Source organism: Neochlamydia sp. EPS4, from assembly GCF_000813665.1.
Lineage (GTDB): Bacteria > Chlamydiota > Chlamydiia > Chlamydiales > Parachlamydiaceae > Neochlamydia.
On the sequence record NZ_JSDQ01000026.1, the window covers coordinates 14,214 to 32,018 of the forward strand.

17 protein-coding genes are annotated in these 17,805 nt (G+C 37.3%); 3 read left to right on the forward strand and 14 right to left on the reverse strand.

Features of this window, described 5'->3' with window-relative positions:
- Window positions 1-335: 335 nt before the first annotated feature.
- The 7 genes from DB42_RS01660 to DB42_RS01680 all read right to left on the reverse strand — a co-directional run bounded on the left by DB42_RS01660 (window position 336) and on the right by DB42_RS01680 (window position 4,290).
- Window positions 336-1,262, reverse strand: a complete 927-nt coding sequence (locus DB42_RS01660; RefSeq protein ID WP_044881447.1) for a hypothetical protein — start codon at window positions 1,260-1,262, stop codon at window positions 336-338.
- Entirely contained in the window at window positions 1,259-2,239 is a 981-nt protein-coding gene (lipA, locus tag DB42_RS01665; protein ID WP_080502671.1) for a lipoyl synthase, read from the reverse strand. The genes DB42_RS01660 and lipA overlap by 4 nt, the downstream gene beginning before the upstream one ends.
- 20 nt (window positions 2,240-2,259) lie before the next feature.
- Window positions 2,260-2,529 (reverse strand): hypothetical protein, encoded by a 270-nt coding sequence (locus DB42_RS11785; RefSeq protein ID WP_155117371.1) that lies wholly within the window; start codon window positions 2,527-2,529, stop codon window positions 2,260-2,262.
- Window positions 2,462-2,926, reverse strand: coding sequence for an FAD-dependent oxidoreductase (locus tag DB42_RS01670; RefSeq protein WP_044881448.1), 465 nt, complete (start codon window positions 2,924-2,926; stop codon window positions 2,462-2,464). Before DB42_RS01670 ends, DB42_RS11785 begins: the two co-directional genes overlap by 68 nt.
- A 150-nt stretch (window positions 2,927-3,076) precedes the next feature.
- The gene (locus DB42_RS01675; protein ID WP_155117372.1) at window positions 3,077-3,289 is read right to left on the reverse strand and encodes a hypothetical protein; all 213 of its coding nucleotides are present in this window, start codon (window positions 3,287-3,289) and stop codon (window positions 3,077-3,079) included.
- Window positions 3,290-3,339: 50 nt separating this feature from the next.
- On the reverse strand, window positions 3,340-3,462 hold the full coding sequence (locus DB42_RS11675; protein ID WP_255359350.1) for a hypothetical protein: 123 nt from the start codon (window positions 3,460-3,462) through the stop codon (window positions 3,340-3,342).
- 132 nt (window positions 3,463-3,594) lie between these two features.
- Entirely contained in the window at window positions 3,595-4,290 is a 696-nt protein-coding gene (locus DB42_RS01680) for a hypothetical protein (RefSeq protein ID WP_130589659.1), read from the reverse strand.
- A 93-nt stretch (window positions 4,291-4,383) separates the two neighbouring features.
- Between DB42_RS01680 and DB42_RS01685 the strand changes: the two genes are divergently transcribed.
- Window positions 4,384-4,836: a hypothetical protein gene (locus DB42_RS01685; protein ID WP_044881450.1), complete on the forward strand. Its 453-nt coding sequence runs from the start codon at window positions 4,384-4,386 to the stop codon at window positions 4,834-4,836.
- A gap of 397 nt (window positions 4,837-5,233) precedes the next feature.
- On the opposite strand, the gene secA is transcribed toward DB42_RS01685, so the two are convergent.
- The 5 genes from secA to DB42_RS01715 all read right to left on the reverse strand — a co-directional run bounded on the left by secA (window position 5,234) and on the right by DB42_RS01715 (window position 12,225).
- Window positions 5,234-8,329 (reverse strand): preprotein translocase subunit SecA, encoded by a 3,096-nt coding sequence (gene secA, locus DB42_RS01695; RefSeq protein WP_044881452.1) that lies wholly within the window; start codon window positions 8,327-8,329, stop codon window positions 5,234-5,236.
- Window positions 8,330-8,915: 586 nt separating this feature from the next.
- The gene (asd, locus tag DB42_RS01700; protein ID WP_044881453.1) at window positions 8,916-9,827 is read right to left on the reverse strand and encodes an archaetidylserine decarboxylase; all 912 of its coding nucleotides are present in this window, start codon (window positions 9,825-9,827) and stop codon (window positions 8,916-8,918) included.
- Between the two features lie 5 nt (window positions 9,828-9,832).
- Window positions 9,833-10,222: a hypothetical protein gene (locus DB42_RS01705; protein ID WP_044881454.1), complete on the reverse strand. Its 390-nt coding sequence runs from the start codon at window positions 10,220-10,222 to the stop codon at window positions 9,833-9,835.
- 280 nt (window positions 10,223-10,502) lie between these two features.
- Entirely contained in the window at window positions 10,503-11,363 is an 861-nt protein-coding gene (locus DB42_RS01710; protein ID WP_044881455.1) for a hypothetical protein, read from the reverse strand.
- Between the two features lie 67 nt (window positions 11,364-11,430).
- Complete coding sequence (locus DB42_RS01715; protein ID WP_044881456.1) at window positions 11,431-12,225, reverse strand: TatD family hydrolase; 795 nt, start codon at window positions 12,223-12,225, stop codon at window positions 11,431-11,433.
- Between the two features lie 1,258 nt (window positions 12,226-13,483).
- Here DB42_RS01715 and DB42_RS10230 point away from each other — a divergent pair.
- Together DB42_RS10230 and DB42_RS01725 are read left to right on the forward strand one after the other, a co-directional pair.
- The gene (locus DB42_RS10230) at window positions 13,484-14,926 is read left to right on the forward strand and encodes a trypsin-like peptidase domain-containing protein (RefSeq protein ID WP_052435902.1); all 1,443 of its coding nucleotides are present in this window, start codon (window positions 13,484-13,486) and stop codon (window positions 14,924-14,926) included.
- Between the two features lie 63 nt (window positions 14,927-14,989).
- Window positions 14,990-15,733, forward strand: coding sequence for a hypothetical protein (locus DB42_RS01725; RefSeq protein WP_044881457.1), 744 nt, complete (start codon window positions 14,990-14,992; stop codon window positions 15,731-15,733).
- A 179-nt stretch (window positions 15,734-15,912) separates the two neighbouring features.
- On the opposite strand, the gene DB42_RS01730 is transcribed toward DB42_RS01725, so the two are convergent.
- Window positions 15,913-16,833, reverse strand: coding sequence for a DMT family transporter (locus DB42_RS01730; protein ID WP_042239517.1), 921 nt, complete (start codon window positions 16,831-16,833; stop codon window positions 15,913-15,915).
- Between the two features lie 117 nt (window positions 16,834-16,950).
- Window positions 16,951-17,805, reverse strand: coding sequence for a translation elongation factor Ts (gene tsf, locus DB42_RS01735; protein ID WP_044881458.1), 855 nt, complete (start codon window positions 17,803-17,805; stop codon window positions 16,951-16,953).

Here is a 17,805-nt window from a genome sequence, read left to right on the forward strand (position 1 = left end):
ATTAAAACTGATGTCTATTATCAAGCGTTTTTAAACCATAGGTAAAAAAAAAGAAACAAGGCATACAAGAAAATATCAAAAAACAGCTCTTTACACTCTACTTTAAACTCAAAACACTAGAAAAACATACATGAAACGCACCTAGCATTCTTCTTGCTTTAGCAGGGAACAACGTGCCTTTAGATCTATCTATAGGTAGAAGGCCAAATATTCTCTCCGCTCCTTTAAAACCTGCAAGAAAGTATTTTAAAGCTTATTTTCTTCATTATACCCTCCTAAGTATTAGTGTATAACCCCTAGCCTGTGAAAGAAAAGGTAAATTCACCCATCTTTCGTTAAAGTCCCCTGGGGCTTGTTTCCCATAGGCTAGCAACGGCATGAATATCTTGCATAAGCATCTTTGACATTCCACTTTCTTGTGCAAGAAGTTGAAAAGCTGTACGGTCCTCTAAGCTTTTTAAGCCTTCACAAGCTAAAATCAAATAGGTTGCCAAAGGAATATCCTTACGAACTTGAGAATCCTTTAACATTTCTAAACATGCTTTGGCCGCATCTTCCTCTTCTTTAAAAGCAATCAAAGCAATAGCTGCTCTTTCATTGTCCTCGTTAATAGGACGACCATGCACAACTTTTAACAAGAACTCTTTGGCTGGCTTTCCTATGGCACGTAAAGCTGCCAACACAATATCTTCTTCAAAAAAATCTCCTTGGCTTAAGGATTCGAATAAGGCAATAATAGCACGTTTATCGCCTATCATTCCTAAGCATTTGGCAGCTAATGAAGGCGCTAAACCATATCCTGGAAAAAGTGGATCGTAAAATTCCTCTGCTTTGAGCAATTCTATTAAAGCAGGTACAATAGCTCCTTTCTCCTGAACAATCGCTTCAATTTCTTGGGCAGCCTCTAAATCTTCAGATAAAATTAAATCAGCCACTAAAAGCATGTTTTTCATGGTCGGCTTAGGCTTTTCATATAAGCTTCTAAGTTTTTTGTAAGCTGTCTTAGCTTCTGCAATTTTTTCTGCCTCCGTCCCTGCAAGCATTAAAGGAGCCAAATCTGTTTTCATTTGCTTTTCTATTTTGGCTAACGTATGAATGCTTTCTAATTCAAACTCAGGGTTTACCCCTTTTCCTTCATTAAGATAATAATCCAGCATGACATCAAACTTTCCTCCGAAATGCACCTCTCGGTGCATAAGAATCGCATGATCTAATGCATTAGCCAAAGGTAAACCTTCGATAGCTGCCTCTTCATCTCTCATTGTTTTTCTCCTTTACACGTCTGCTTCCAAACCGCTTCAGCATTATAGCTAGAGCGAATAAAAGGTCCGCAATACATATTTTTGATTCCCAAGGAATATCCATATTCTTCATATTTTTTAAATTGTTGAGGAGTAATAAATTCTTTAACTAACAACTTGTTCTTTTGGGGTTGTAGATATTGCCCCAGGGTAATAATATCACAGCCTACGGTTTTTAAATCTTTAAGCGTTTCAAAAACTTCCGCTTCACTTTCCCCTAAGCCTACCATTATTCCTGACTTAAGAAGTAGGCCTTGGGGTCCTTGTTTCCTTACATAGCTTAACACCTTCAACGTGTTATCATAAGTTGCTCGATGACGTACGCGAGGGGTCAAGGCCCGCACCGTTTCTAAGTTGTGATTAAAAATTTCAGGGCAGGCTTTTAGGATAACATCTAAGGAGGCATGTTCACCGGCAAAATCAGAGGTTAAGACCTCAATGGTAACCTCACCAGCTTGTCGCCTAATTTCCTCAATCACCTTAGATAAATGCTCGGCACCTCCATCAAGCAAATCATCCCTAGCCACCATAGTAATCACCACATGCTTTAAGCCCAGCGCTAATACCGATTCAGCTACACGCTGGGGCTCATCAGCTTCTAATGCTTGAGGAGCTTTTGAGAAATCAATATCGCAAAAACCGCAAGCTCTGGTGCACTCTTTACCCATCACCAAGAAGGTCGCTGTCTTTTTAGACCAGCATTCCATTAGATTAGGGCATTTGGCTTCCTCGCAAACTGTGTGCAAGCGATTTTGGTTAAAGATATTTCCTGTTTTCCATACGTTGCTTCCGGGAGGGAGCTTACGATGTAACCAAGAAGGGAAACGTCCAAGGCCAACAGCTTTATCCTGGTGGGCCACGTCAGGATTAACAGGAAGAATGTTTAATTTTTTCTTTTTTATCCTGGGCGTATTATCAAACAGTTCTAAGGAATTCATAAGAATTAAGCCTGCTTTTTTTATATTTTAGAAGGAAAATGTAAAGGTGCATCAGCTACTATAAAGGTAGCTTCTAGCCAAGCCTCTGTCCCCCCATTAAATAGAATAATCTTTTTAATTGGCTCGATAGTCAAGTTATTCGCCATCGTCCAGCTCATTTGCACTATTATAATAGAAGCGTTGTGCCCACAGCTTGGAGCACCTAGATTTTTCCCTATAAATTTATCTTTTATTATTTGTGTAAATCCTTCCCTTTGATACGTAGCCTGAGACTTGTCTAAAGCATGCAAGGGAAAAGCTTCTACCGCTGCTTGATGCCCTTTCTAAAGCCCCCTGTAAGGACACTCCAGCTGGAGCAATGTCCGGGCATGCAAAAGCCACATGAGGGGTCGCCTCATACTGCGTATAGGCTTCTTTTCCAGCCGCATGGCGACCAGCTACGCAACCTTGCTGTGTAGCCCCATGAGGTAAACACCAGTTAGAAGCGATTTCACCCACAGCATAAATGCCGGGAACATTTGTTTCCATACTAACATTTACAGAAATCAAATCCTTTTCATTAAAACTGACTTCACCTTTTTCTAAACAAACCTTAGAGGTATTCATAAAGTGGCCTAAAACTACCCATAGCATCTTCGCTGTATTACTCTTTCCTTCCGCCTGCTGCACCTTCTGAAGTTTTGTCAATCCCTTCTACCTTTATTCCTTTGTGTCTATTATGATGTTAACTTTTCAAAAAGCTTTAGTAAGGACCGTAAAAACCTCCTTACTTTCTAGCGGCAAAAGACAATGCAACATTTCTTAAGTGGCAATAATTTTTTTTCTCAAGCTAAGCACTCATTTGTCTTCTCGCATTGCTTGGGTTTCTAGAGAAATGAATTTTCCAATTCCCCCTATAAGTTTAATAAGTTGGGAAGCTATTAATCCTTCTAGATTTTTCATCATCTTGCCAAGATCCCCTCTTTTTACCATGCGCGCATAATCAAAACCTAGCTTTTCAAGCTTGATGCCGAACTCTTCAGCCTCTTGAGTGTAAGTGTAAATTTCCAAGCAAGCCAATTAAAGCTTTAGAAAGAATCCATCTTTAAGTAGGCACCTTCTTATTTCTTTGCATCCATCAGCACTATAGATTTGCCACCTTGCGTCGTGTGAATAGCAGCCGGATCACATGCTGATCCTTCCCCTATAGCTACCCCTTCAAGATGATTTGAACTATTTTCCATCTTCTTTTCTCTTGCTTTATCAACTGTTCCGAGTACTACACCCCTACAGGTGAGGGGTAAAGAATGAACGTTAAGCTTAAGCTATAGGTATAGAAAGGCTAGAATAAAAGAGCTTTATCAAGGGTGAGACCCTTATTCTGCATCTTCATAAGGAAGATTCTCCCAGACGACTAAAGAGTTTTTAGTTAAGGGCAAAAATTTTATTCCAAAATTTCCCCTCTCACGCCATCCAATATAAAAATCACTTTTCCATTTAGGCCCGTAGGATAAACGTAAAGAGATGAATGGCTTTCCTCCATGTAACCCTAAGTAAAAAGATGTATAACGACCAGCAAAAACTGTGCGCGCTACTGACTCATAATGCAAGCAAGAAAAATGTTTTTTATTGATTTTTAGAAGGGTAAATTCGTCATTTACACATCCAGCATTCCCTATCACGTAATGACAGAAGTTATGTAAAGGATTGCGCACCATCCATGTAAAAGCCTTAAGAAAGCTAGTAGGCCTGCAAGGTTTAAACAAGGGCAGTTGGGCTTCAGCAAAAAGTCCATGATCATCATTTCCAAAAAGAGCCCATGTGCACCAATGGCCTACATCATACCAATAGATTTGGCTTCGGTGTCGAGGAATTAGGTAATAAAGCCAATGAGAAGAAGCTTGAAAATGATAAGTATCATATAAAAGCCTCTCTTCCTGTTCTAAAAGGAGTGGAGGCTCAACATAATAACACTCTGTAGGATACTTGTAAGCAGCACAGCCATAAAATAATCCAATCATTACACACAATGGTAGATAGAAAAAGTAGCTTCTGGCAAAGTAGTTAGACAAGTAAACTCCTTAACATCAGTTGATTTATTTCTTGCAAGAAATTATAAATAAGGCCATGAAATTGTTTTTAACCCTTTTAACACAGAGCCAGTTATGAGCGCCCTACCCAAAAAGAAGTTATGCTGGAATTGCGAAGGTCGTGTCGCATTTTCTGATGAGAACTGCCCTTATTGTGGTGTGTATCTAAGCTCTTCTTCTCTTCTTACCCAACATGATAAAAGCTTGACCCATATTGCTCCTTTTCCTTCTTATCGTCAAGATTCCTCTGCAACTTATGATATCAATAAAGTAGACGAAGAAGCTTCTGAGGAAGAAGAAGACTCAGAAGCAGCCACTTCTTCTGCTAATTATCCAACAAGCTTTTTGCTACCTTTTGTTTTATTGCTCACAGGCTCTGTTTTTCTTATTTTTGGGATCATTTTATTCAGTTTTTCTCAAGAAGGCATCCTAACTCTGCAATGGAATGCTAATTATTGGTTTTTATATCTAGGTACTGCTGGGCTTTTAATCTTTTTAAGCTGGCGAGCGATGCGCTCTTTGGATTAGCAGGTAGAGCTACTTTTAAGAGATTTAAGGGGTAGGAGTGCTGATTAGTTACACAAGAAACCTTTGAGTTACCTTATAAGGTTTTCTTCGTTCACCTTTCTTTTCCTTAACTTTAAGCCTTCTTCTGTCCAGAAAATGAGCGCCTTTAAGCTGCTTTTCCTCAACAAAGCACCTAGGATGAGAAATAAGATCTTTAAAAGATTAAGCAACTCCCCTTCTTTCTTAAAATGATAAAATAAACTAAAGATAATCCAGGTGAGAATGAGAGTGACTGCCTGCTGTTTGGTCTCATAAACTCTAAAAGATTTGCCTAAAATTTTTTGCTTAATCCGAAACCTTAAAAGATACAAGGAAAAAAAGGAGCCCTTTTGCTGAGAAGAGCTCCTAATCCATGCTTTTAAGAAACTTGCTCTCCCACTTCTTGTTGAAGGCCACAGCATTTTTTATATTTTTTACCACTGCCACAAGGACAACTTTCATTGCGTCCTGCCTTAGGCTCGACAACCAAGGGTTGTAAGCGAACAGCAGGAGCATTGCTTTCCCTTGCTTCTTCATTATTATTCGTGGAAAGAGCAGGTAGAGAGTCCCCATCTAAGTCGGCGACCAACGAGCGTTGGGTCTCAAGGCGCATCTGGCTTAATAATTGTTGGATAGCAGGATGATCCTGCGTTAAGATTTCAAAACGAAAGAGTCCTTGGGCAATCTCGCCTCTTAATAAATTACCTAATTCATCAAAAAGAATAAAAGCTTCTTGCTTAAACTCCATCAAAGGATCGCGCTGACCAAACGTGCGCAAGTTAACATCCGAGCGCAAATGATCCATAGCTAATAGATGTTCTTGCCAGCGTTGATCTAGCTTACGAATCATTAGATTACGAATAGCTTCGTTAACAGGTCTGGTAGCAGGCACTAGCTTTTCCCCTTGGCCAGCTTGGGCAGGAGCTTTTAGATCTTCACGTTCATATTTTTCATTAAAGGCTTTTACGATTTGATCAATCGCTTTTTTCTCAAGATCTATCATATCGGCGTGTTCATCATCGAAGTGCCCTTCAGGAAAGCTTACAGGAAAGTGGCTAATTAGCCAATGACGATAACCCTCTGGATTCCATCCGTTCTCCTCTCCGCGATTTTTAAAATACTTCTCCGCGGCTGCTTGGCAGACAGACTCTAAAACTTCAATAGCAAGGGGTTTAATATCTAGCGCATGTAAAATATCATTGCGGAAAGAGTAAATTTCTTTTCGTTGCTTATTCATCACATCATCATACTCTAGTGTATGCTTACGAATTGTATAGTTACGTTGCTCGATACGTTTTTGAGCAGTTTCGATAGATTTATTAAGCATGGAAGCAGAAATCGGCTCCCCTTCAGGAGGACGAAATTTCTGTAACACAGCTGTCAAGCGAGGAGAAGCAAATAAGCGCAATAAAGAGTCTTCAAAAGAAACATAGAATTTAGATGAACCAGGATCTCCTAAACGAGCACATCGGCCCCGCAATTGGCGATCAATACGACGTGATTGATGACGAGTGGTCCCCATGACATAAAGGCCCCCTATCCCAGCGACACCAGCTTCAAGTTTAATATCTGTTCCTCGGCCTGCCATATTAGTGGCAATAGTAATAGCTCCACGTCTACCCGCACTCGCTATAATTTCCGCTTCTCTGGCGTGATTCTTAGCGTTTAAAACCGTGTGCTCTAATTTGTTTTGTTTAAAAATACGGGAAAGTTTCTCTGAAACCTCAACCGATTCTGTTCCAATTAAAAGAGGACGGCCAGCTTCATGCACCTCACGAACGTCTTTTAAAATTGCGCTGTATTTCTCACGTTCAGTCATATAAATTTCATCATTGAAATCTTTGCGCAAGCAAGGTTTATGAGTAGGTATTTCCAGGACGTCTAATTTATAAATTTGCTTAAATTCATTAGCTTCTGTTACCGCAGTTCCGCTCATCCCTGCTATCTTTTCATACATACGGAAAAAGTTTTGTAAAGTAATAGTCGCATACGTTTGCGTCTCCTTTTGGATGGAAACGGCTTCTTTTGCTTCTATAGCCTGATGCAGGCCATCAGAAAAACGCCTACCAGGCTGAGGGCGTCCGGTATTTTCATCAATGATAATAATTTTATCATCCTGGACAATGTAATCGACATCTTTTTCCATCAGTAGATGCGCACGCAATAACTGGCGAAGATTATGCGCTCGTTCTTTCCGCTTAGCATCCTCTTCTTGCACTTCTAACTTTTTTTGCACTCGAGCCGTTTCATCTAAAGAGGTATCTTCATCGATTTGCAAGTATTCATGGCTAATATCTAGCATGATAAAGTCATCGCCATGCTCACTGCCTACGACCTCTTTCCAGAGATTAATCCCTTTGTCCGTTAATTCATACTCATTGCTTTTTTCATCGATGAGAATATAAAGTTCTGCTAAAGCTGTATGCTTTTCTTCTTTATTAGGATCTGAATAATAGTATAAATCCCATTTATCAATAGCCGCTCGAACATCTGGATCCTCTTTCAAACGTTTTAAGATTTTATTGTTAGGCGTGCCCTTACCTACTAACCACAGCTTGCGATAAGCCTCTTTTTCTTGTTCTTCTTCCTTTTTATCGCGCTTTGCTTTTGCAGAAAAACCTTCATTAGGCTTTAAAACATCTAAAGTTTTTTTAGCTTCAGAAGCAAGACGATTACATAAGTCGCGTTGGAAGCGTACCATATCTGCTACGCTTTGTTTAAGCTCATCATACATTTGTCTGCTAACAGGTACAGGCCCTGAGATAATCAAGGGAGTTCTAGCTTCATCGATTAAGATGGAGTCCACTTCATCAATAATAGCATAGTAATAGCCGCGTTGAACTTGCTCTTCTTTACTAGAAGCCATGGAATTATCGCGTAAATAGTCGAAGCCAAATTCAGAGGCAGTTCCATAAACAATATCGCTAAGATAGACTTTTTTACGTTCCTCCATTGGCGTATCATTTGTTAAAGAACCTGTGGTTAATCCCAACCAACGAAAAACAGTTCCTACCCATTCACAGTCACGCTGAGCTAGATAATCGTTAACAGTAACCAAATGAACAGGTTTTTTAGTAAGAGCATTTAGATAAAGAGGCATTACTGCCGTTAGAGTTTTACCTTCGCCAGTTTGCATTTCGGCAATTGAGCCATGATGTAAAGCAATAGCCCCTACTATCTGTACATCATAAGGGACCATATCCCATTTCTGATGATAACCTGAAACGTGAATTTCTGTGCCTGCTAAGCGCCTACAAGCGTTTTTTACCACGGCATAGGCTTCCGGAAGTAAAAGCTCTAATGTTTCACCTTTTTTGTATCGTTCCTGAAACTCTTGCGTTTTTGCCCGTAGTGCCTCATCACTTAAATTTTGAAACTTAGCATCATACTCATTAACTTCTTGTGCTATTTTAAAATATTTTCGTCTTAGACGATCCTGAGCCGAACCAAAAATTTTTTTTAAAAATCCAAACATGATATCTCAACTTTTTTAGGCATTTAAGAAGATAAGAATACTTAAAAATTGCTTTTAATACAAGCAACGTGCATAAACTCTAGAAATAAGCCTCAAAAGCTTTTTCTTTGCTTATGCGCTTTTAGGAAGCTTCTTACGCGATCATCCATTGAAAAAACCAAACCTTTAAGAAGTTAGAAAATCGTTAAAGGGAAACTTTTTCTTTTTAAAATGCAGGCTTAAGTGTTCCTTTTTTAAGGTATCCTTTAAAAGAAAAAATAGATTATTTAGATAAACATTCAGCCTCCCTTTCATGCATGCAACAGAATCTAGGGAAAGTTTGTTGCTTTGGGAGACTTTGGATTAAGAATTAGACATACAATAAGGTAAGGAAGAAGGTTTACCTAAAGCGCAGGAAAGGATAATACGCTTAAAAAAAACTTAGTCTATATATCTAACCCTCTGCAAGCTATCTCTCTCCTTAAGGAAAGGACTTTTATAAAGTACGGAGCTGCATAAGAAGTACTTCAAAAGCGTATAAGCTCTATAAGCTTTTAAAAAATTCATTAAAAATTGAGGGCTGAGAGCCATCTGAGATTTGCCCATGTTAGCTAAGTGCTTTTCCCATACTCTGGCCCATTAAACATTTAATTTCTAAACCTTGCCGGCTAGCAGCTAGCAAATCTTGATCAAATTGAATCTTACCAGGCTCAAATAATAAGATTAAGGAAGAACCGCCAAATGAAAAATAGCCTTTTTCATCTCCTTTTTTTTGCAGCACATCAGGCTGATAGGTTTCGTGAATACTACCTACATTAGTCGCTCCGATTTCTAAAAACAAGATACAACCAAAGGAGGATGTAGCTAATTTACAAAGAGTCCTCTTGTTCTTAGTAAAAATATGAATATCTTTTTTTAAGGCCGCAGGATTGACAGAGTAAAGCCAACCATTAATGATTTTTGTTTTGCCAGCCACGCAATCACAGGGAAAATGGTAACGATGGTAATCGGTAGGACAAAGCCGAGCGATGGCCATCGCTCCCTTAGCATAGTGCGCGGCTAAATCAGCATCGTCTAATAAACTTGTTAAATCAAATTTCTCTCCCTTGACGATAAAGCCATCTACTTGGGATAGATCGGAGTAGAATAAGTAACGTCCATCAGCAGGAATAATAGCCACATCCTCTCCCAAAGCAAGAGGGCGAGCTGTAGGTTTAAGCTTGCGAATAAAGAAATCATTAAAAGACTTAAAATAAGAAACTTCTTCTAAAAATTCTAGCGGGTCTAAGCCAAATTCACGAATGAAAGGCTCTATTTTATTCTTAGACTTAACCGAAGCTTGCCATTTACCATACCAGGCTGAGAAAAAAGAATATTTTACTAAACTATGTAAAAGCACAGGCCCTACTAGTTTGCTGATCCAATCGTGACCATATAAAAGCTTAAGGGCTCTGGCCCCATACACTTTTTCTATTTCACGCTTGCCATTTTTTCGATCAAGATAGTAAATAATATCCATGGCTCTTAAGGACTGGGGATTCCCTGTTTAGTGGCAAATTGTGAAAAGAAAGTCAATTGACTAATAAACTCTGTATCAAAAGTCTGGAGCAGATGGTTGGCTTTTATAGCTTCTAACAATTGATAAGCAGCTCTTACCATATGTAAAGTAGATTCTTTATCCTGAGGATTTTGTAAATAGGAAGATTGTCGATCCTGGTAATAAAGAAAAAGTTCCCGCAAAGCTTTTTGCTGTTCTAAATTCATTTCAGTGACAAAGATGAGTTGATCTAAACGTTTAAGTTCATTTTTTACTACTACGCTAGGTTCTGTTTCCTTCAAATTATAAAGAGGTTCAGCAGCAACTAAACGATTTAAACAACTCAAGGTAGCTATTAAAAAAAGTATATATTTCATGATTTCCTAAATTTTTCTAATAAGGAGGGAAGAGATTTTTGTTAGGAGCCGAGTTAGCCTATCAAGTAGAGAGTTTAAAAAAATCTAAGCTTTCTACCTATTTGTCTTACCTGCTTAATCTGTCTATGTGCTTTCAGCCACTTTGCATTTCCTGGTAAGGCTTATAAGCCATTTAAAACAACAGCCTCTTTAGTAAAAAGCTTAAAGTCTTTTCATAAGAGAAAAAAGGCAGCCACTAGACTTTTTATAAACAAATGCTTAAATGATTTTTATTTTATTGCTACTTAGCTATTTTTTGACTTCTCAACTCTATAATACGTTTATCAATTTTTGCCAAGTTTGTTTCTTGAATGCTGATCTCGCGGTTAATTTCTTTTAAAACGATCTCCGGAGCCAGATTCTCATCATCGATTTTTATTTTTAAAGTAGAAGAAATTCTAGTGTTTTCTACTAACTTTTCTCGTAAAGTCTTCATTTGCTCTAAAGCTGTCAGGCGTATATGCTGATCAAGATCGCTCTCGCTCTTAAAAAACCTTACTATATGCCATTGAGAATTAAGATTTTCATCCAATCTTTTAAGGTTCTCTTTATGAACACTATATTGCATTAAAGCGTAAAAAGCATTTAGAACATGGATTCTGGAAGCTTTTTCTTCTTCTATTTTTTTATCAATAAACTTCATTTTGCGATAAAATCTCTGAATAGCTATGGCTGCCTGATTTTTTTTATTGAATAAAGCTAGCTGCTCTCTTTTTGCAATCTTTTCAGCCGTCAGTACATCCGTTAAAGGTTTAAAAGAATCATCTTCTGATAAAGACTTAAGAGACTCAGGCTCCGAAGCAATGGAGGGCTTGCTGACTACTTTGGTTTTTATTTCTTCTGAGTAAATAAGAGTTTTAACGGCGCGGTCAAAAGCTAGTCGGTATTGAGAAAGAAAAAACAATTTCAGACTATGAAAAATTTTAGAAGCAATTACAGTAATCCGAGCGCTAAGCGTTTTTGAATGCTTTTTATAAAGAGTTCTACAATCCACTTCTATATGGTGCCTAGGATGCTTTATAAGCAAATTAATCTGTTTATTTATTTCAGGATACCAAAAATGATCCCCTAAGCTGCAAATGCGCATAATATTATTCGCCATACATTAACCATATAAACGTGTGATTGTGCATGATATTAACTTAATCTTACAATTTTTAAAAGTTTTATCAAATTTTTATTTTAAATAATTCACAAGCATTTCTTACTGTTTGGTCTGCTAATTCTTTCAAAGAGATATCTTTTAGCTGAGCAATAGTTTGAGCTGTTTCTACTATATAAGCAGGCTCGTTTATTTTTCCCCGTCGAGACTGCGGTGCTAAATAAGGCGCATCTGTTTCTATCAACAACTTTTCTAGAGGTATCCTCTTTACAATCTGGCGCAGCTCTTCGCTATTTTTAAAGGTCAATATCCCACTTATTGATAAGTACCATCCTCGCTCTATGACCTGTTCAGCCTCCTCTATAGTGCCCGTAAAACAATGCAAAACTCCGGGATGATGTTTACCATTGCTACTCTTATATTCTTTATCTAAAATTTCAAAGAAATCTTTAAAAGCATTTCTACAGTGAATCACTACGGGCAACTTACATTCTAAGGCTAAGTGAAAATAACGCCGCAAGAAATCTTTTTGAATAGCAGACGAAGAAGCATAATAATGGTAGTCTAGTCCCGTCTCACCTATGGCGACTAAATGGCCTTTACGTGCATGCCTAGCAATCACAGCAAAAACGATTTCGCCTTCTTTTTCTACATCATGAGGAGGTGTAGCGGCCGCATTATAAATCCATGGATAATTTTTAGCTAATTCTAGACCTGCGTTTAAGGTGCTAATACTTGTGCAAATATTTATAACCGAGCGCACTCCTGCATGCTGCGCGCGTTGTAAAAGTGAATCAACAGCCGTAAAAGTAGAATCTGTTAAATGAGCATGCGAATCAATCCATTGCAGTGCATTTGCCATTATTGCTTCATCCTCTTTAGAGCACCTTTGATCTTTCTTAGCTCAGGCATCATAGAATATAGCTCTAATAATTTACAATCACCTTTCCATTAGGCGTTAAGAAAGCCAATTAAAGCTTTTTTACCTGCATCTCATCATTTAAATGGGGAAAATCGTTATTTATCCTCCTTAATTCCTTTAATTTTAGTAAATCTTTTCTATCATTTGGCTTCCTTAAGCGAAAGGCAAATATTTTCCCTTAGAATATTCTCTATAACCTTTGAATATTAATTTTTTCTACTCTAAAAAAAATTAATAAAGAAGAATAAAAATAACATGCCTTTTTATCCGGTAGCAAATCTACCCGAGACAAGTCTAGACAGGTAATTAATATAAAAAATTTATCTACCTTCTTCCTTTGGAGGCGGTTGGGTCAATTAATCTTATTCCAGTATAGGAAATTCTAAAGAAGGAGTTTACCTAAAATCCGCTCTTATTTTCTCATCCTTCTTATATTTCCTTCTCATAAAAAAACCTGTTTAAGCATAAACTAAAACGCTAAAAAAGTTATGATTTCATTATTTAGCAAACATGTAGAAAATCATCTTTAAACGTTTCTTTTTCTGCTATAGCCCGTAGGGATAAGCCTAGTATTTTTACCCCCAACTTTTAAGCTAACACGCTTTTTTCTCAAAAAATAGAAGTAATATAAAAGCCCCCCTGATACGAGGCTTGAAAAAAAATTCATTAAGCACGAAACTCTTTTATATAAAGTTAAATTTTGGTTAAAGGGCACTAAAACCAGCAAATAATAAAACAGATAAAAACGCTAATAAGCTAAAAGATAAAAAATTTTACCAGTGGCTGGATGATGTCTGGCTATTAATAATTAAAGAGAAGGAGGAGAGCTCTAACCTTTCAGAATTTCTCCCACACAGGATAGCCAGGCAGACCTTCTTCAAAAAAGAAAAGCCTTTTTAAAAAAGGAATTAACCTAAACAACAATTATATAGATAAATTTTTAAAAGTAAAATTTATACCCTTAAAGAAATAAGAATTAGATTTTTAACTTTTAGCAAAATTACTTTTTTGGCATGGTAGGAAGTGTTCATTATTTATTTTTTTAGTCGTTTGATTGTTCGATAGTAGAATTGCTATCATTGCGACTATTCTTTCTATGTAGGGCCTGCTCTATAGGGAAGAGAAATAAAACCCGCGGATCTAAGAATTAGGGGTCAAAAATAAAGCTTATTAATAGTTTTTGTAGAAAGGAAATAACATGGCTATTGGGCAAAGCGTTAATTCACAACTTTACTCTCAAGATTTTTGCATTGAAAATCTTTATAAACTCAATGAACTCAATTTAGGCGAGTCTTTAGAAAAAACTATTCAGGAGCAAGCCGACAGCGTGGCATGCATGATGCCAGACCATAAGTTAAATAGAATCAATAATTACGGCTTTATTACTTATAAATTTGATACAGAGAGGGTGAGAACATTAGGCGAACGTATCTCTAAAAAAGCTAAAGGAATCCCTTTAGGCCATACCGATTCTTTTCTCCACGAGCCTACTCCTGGATTAAGTACAGCCTTCTTAGTATCGCCTCAACATGTTCTTACTGTCGCGCACTGTATTACACGTTCAAATCCCTATACGAAATTAAAACCCAAAAAAGCAAGAGGCGTTATTGTCCGAACAAGTCTAAAAGCGCAAAGCGAATTAGAACGTATTAAATTCGTATTTGGCTTTCAGATGAAAAGTCAAAAAATGAGGACTGAGGATTATGAATTTTGTGAATCAGATATTTACAGTTTTAAAAGAGTGGTTTTTTTTAATTATACATGTGCGCCGGATTACCTAATTGATTGGGCTCTAATAAAGTTAGATAGAAAAGTGATCGGGCGTCAACCTTTAGCAGTTAATTTTATAAAAAAGTCTTTATTAAATAAAAAAATCTTTATGTTAGGACATCCGCGAGGTTTACCCTTGAAAATTCATCTAGGGGCGTCCGTAAAAAAAGAATGTAGTGAACAACATATCGAAACAAACTTAGACTCTTTTCATGGAAATTCAGGCTCTCCTGTAATCGACGAAAATCTTGAAGTGGTAAGCATCCTTTTTGCAGGAAATGTAAGTAATAAACCCTGGACTACACCATCTGGCTATGAAGCCAGCACAAAAATGAATCTTCCTGCTAAGCAGTTAAGACCTAACCCCACGAACCGCACCCATTTATGCCAAACTACCCATGGCATGTCTTTTGTAAGAATTCATTTAAAAAAATTGAAGTTAAAAAAGCAGAATAAAAATCTAGAGACTGCTGAGTTAAGTGAAATAGGAGCACATTACCTAAATTTCTATCTTAGCATTTGTATTTCCGACCAGGAGGATGAAGCATGGATCTGCTCGGTTAAAGCAAAAGCTTTTAAGTATTTAAGCCAAGCTGCTATAGAGGATCATCAAGAAGCCTTATGTAATTTAGGCATATGCTATGAAAGAGCACTAGGTACGAGAAGAGATTTAAGGAAAGCTTTTGAATGTTTTAAAAAGTCTTTCGAGAATGGCTATAAAAATGCAGCTTACCATTTATTCCAGTGTTATGAAAGTGGAATAGGGACGGAGAAAGACGCAAAATTGGCTCAATATTATTTTGACCTAGCCCATGCCTTCGGCCATAAAGATGTAATAAAAATTGAGGGACCAAATTGCCTATTGATGTAATTGTACGAAAAAAGGTATATAATAAATTTTTGAGGACACTTATACCAAGGAGACGATCTAGGCATGCAAATAGCTCTTTTGAGGAATCAACGAGATTTTCATCTATCGACTAAAACAATATTCCAAGAACCTTTTAAGCAAGCTTATAAAAATTTTAGCATAACTTTTTGTAATAAGGCTTGCTGCCCAGACCAGCTAAAGCCTCTATCGACTAGCAAGAAAATCGTTTGCTTATTCACAGCTTTAATCTATTGTGTGCCTCTCGTTAATACGATTATATTTGTTTCTAAGGAAATATTATGTTCTTTTAAAAACAAACTTCAATGGGAAAAATATTATGAAAATCACCCATTAAATAAATTGACCGACAATAACTTGAAAATTTTAAAAAAATCTCTTTCCTCAGCTATCTTGTCAATTGATTTTGATCACTCCCTTAAATATGCTAAAACTCAAGAATGTAGCCTAGCTGAATTAGAGTTTAATTCTGAAGGAAAGTTGAAGAATGTGTATTATGGTCACTCTCTATCGGATGAAGGTTATGAAGGACGAGGATTTAATCTCAAGAATGATTCTTTTTATGTGCTTTTATCTATTCAAATTTCAACTTCTAAAGCCCATAATCATAATCCTTATTATCTAGAAGCTGATGATTTAGAATATTACAAGACACACTATCCCTCTCGCATCCAGGAAGCTCTCGAGCTCATGCTTGATAAACTTAACAATAAATATGCTGAATTAGCCCTTGTAAATTTTAAGAAATCTCAAGATGACCCGCATGTTTGCAAGGTGGTCTATTTGTAGCTTTGCGGAGCTAGAAAGGAATTTTAGTCTAAAGGCCTTGGGCAAGAGCGTTAGCTTAAACCCTTATAAATAAACAAAGCATACAACAAAAAAAATCTCTAGAACTTCTTAATACACACACACACCTTAAGAAAAAATCTTTCTGCTTATCCAATAGATGAGCTCAGGGCTTAGCTTATTTAAGCTTCTTGCTGAAAGAATCTTAGACGCCGCCATTTAAAGCTAATGACTTCATTTACAATCAACATCCCTAAAAGGATTAAACCCGCTGAGAAAATGCCGCCTGCAGTTAAAGCTTCATCGAGAAATAAATAGCCTAATAACATACCTACCGCAGGAAAAAAACAAGAAACCATTGATAGAGCTGTAGGACCGCAATGCTCTAAAAGATAGTAATAAATCAAAAAAGCTAAATATGTACCTAGCAATGTCAACCCTAAAATAGCTAGCATACTGGTTAATGAGGGAAAGGTAAAACTAGATTTTGTCTCTAGGGAACCTAAGACAAAAGGTAACATCATCAATGCTGTCATGAATAATTGGGCCGTTGGAGCTACAAAACGGGCTTGCCCAGCAATAAACTTTTTAGCATATACATGGCTAATAGCATAACAAAAAGCCCCTACTAACGCCGCAGACATACCTATAAAATCTCCATCCATGCCTTGAGCAATGTTGGGGGAAAATAGTAATAAAATTCCAAAAAAGCTTATTAAAATGCCTATGAGCTTATGAATAGACATTCTATCATTTGGCAAAAACAAATGAGCCAAAATGGCTGTAAACATGGGTGAGCAGCCATTTAGTATGGCTGCAAGAGCGCTTTCTATAGAGGTTTCAGCATAACAAAATAAGAAGGAAGGAAGCCCCGAAGAAAATATAGCCATAAAAGCTGAATGTTTCCAAAAAGTAAAGCTTTTTGGTAAAGATCCTCCCTGTAAGCGTAAAGCTATCCAAAATATTAGACTAGCTAAGCTGACTCGCAGAAAAACAATCGTGGCAGGATTAAAATCAACCAAAGCAAGTTTTATCAAGAGAAAACAAGGGCTCCACATCAATGTGAGAGCTAGTATTAAAAGAGATCGCTTAATAGGTGTCATATTAAACTAAAGAATAATTGTTAATATTCATGATACCTATAACAAGGAAATAACCGCAAATGAAAAAACGGGAGTGTTTTTTCTCCCGTTTTAAATCTATAGAAAGTAGAGCTTTAACTATTGACCCACAGTCCAACGCAAGAAGTTAGTTAGTTGAAGGGGCTTGCCGCTTTGCTTGGCGCGCTCTTCAACGATCTGGGCAATCGATTTGCTATCGTTCCTAATGAATTTTTGCTTGGTTAAGCATACACTTTCATAGTAGGCATTGAGCTTACCTTCCACAATCTTATCAATGAAATTCTCTGGCTTATTTTTGATCTGGCTTTTGGCAATCTCTTTCTCATTATTTATAAGCTCTGCGGGAACTTTTTCAGGAGAAAGAAATTCTGGATGAGCAGCCGCTACATGCATAGCGATATCTTTAGCTAAAGATTGTTCTGCATCAGAGCCTTCTATCTCAACCATTGTAACGACTTTACCACCAAGGTGAGAATAAATACCAATCGATTTAGATGGAGACTTTGCAGCTGTAAACAAGCGTTTAATCTGGATATTTTCGCCAATCGTTTGAATAACTGTTGCACGATATTGGTCAATAGATATGGAAGTATCTTTAGAATAAGGCTGCGCAAGAAATGCTTCTAAAGAGGTAGGATGGGTTTTAGCAATCTCTGCAGCAATGTTTTCCAAGAACTCTTTAAAACGTTCATTTTTAGCTACAAAGTCCGTCTCTGAGTTAACTTCAACAATAGCAGCAGTCTTGTCATTTTCAAAAAAGCCAATCATCCCTTCGTTAGTGGTACGGCCTTCTTTTTTAACAGCAGAAGCAATGCCTGCCTTACGGAGATTTGAAATAGCAAGCTCCATATCTCCATTAGCCTCTTCCAAAGCTTCCTTACATTTTCCCATCCCTACGCCGGTTCTCTCGCGTAGTTCTTTAATCATTGTAGCAGTAATAGGCATCTTTGACAT

Excerpts from the sequence above, each read along its gene's own strand:
- DB42_RS01660 (WP_044881447.1), bottom strand. The coding sequence starts at position 1,262 with ATGAGAGATGAAGAGGCAGCTATCGAAGGTTTACCTTTGGCTAATGCA.
- lipA (WP_080502671.1), bottom strand. The coding sequence starts at position 2,239 with ATGAATTCCTTAGAACTGTTTGATAATACGCCCAGGATAAAAAAGAAA.
- DB42_RS11675 (WP_255359350.1), bottom strand. The coding sequence starts at position 3,462 with ATGGAAAATAGTTCAAATCATCTTGAAGGGGTAGCTATAGGGGAAGGA.
- DB42_RS01685 (WP_044881450.1), top strand. The coding sequence starts at position 4,384 with ATGAGCGCCCTACCCAAAAAGAAGTTATGCTGGAATTGCGAAGGTCGT.
- secA (WP_044881452.1), bottom strand. The coding sequence starts at position 8,329 with ATGTTTGGATTTTTAAAAAAAATTTTTGGTTCGGCTCAGGATCGTCTA.
- asd (WP_044881453.1), bottom strand. The coding sequence starts at position 9,827 with ATGGATATTATTTACTATCTTGATCGAAAAAATGGCAAGCGTGAAATA.
- DB42_RS01705 (WP_044881454.1), bottom strand. The coding sequence starts at position 10,222 with ATGAAATATATACTTTTTTTAATAGCTACCTTGAGTTGTTTAAATCGT.
- DB42_RS01710 (WP_044881455.1), bottom strand. The coding sequence starts at position 11,363 with ATGGCGAATAATATTATGCGCATTTGCAGCTTAGGGGATCATTTTTGG.
- DB42_RS01715 (WP_044881456.1), bottom strand. The coding sequence starts at position 12,225 with ATGGCAAATGCACTGCAATGGATTGATTCGCATGCTCATTTAACAGAT.
- DB42_RS10230 (WP_052435902.1), top strand. The coding sequence starts at position 13,484 with ATGGCTATTGGGCAAAGCGTTAATTCACAACTTTACTCTCAAGATTTT.
- DB42_RS01725 (WP_044881457.1), top strand. The coding sequence starts at position 14,990 with ATGCAAATAGCTCTTTTGAGGAATCAACGAGATTTTCATCTATCGACT.
- DB42_RS01730 (WP_042239517.1), bottom strand. The coding sequence starts at position 16,833 with ATGACACCTATTAAGCGATCTCTTTTAATACTAGCTCTCACATTGATG.
- tsf (WP_044881458.1), bottom strand. The coding sequence starts at position 17,805 with ATGTCAAAGATGCCTATTACTGCTACAATGATTAAAGAACTACGCGAG.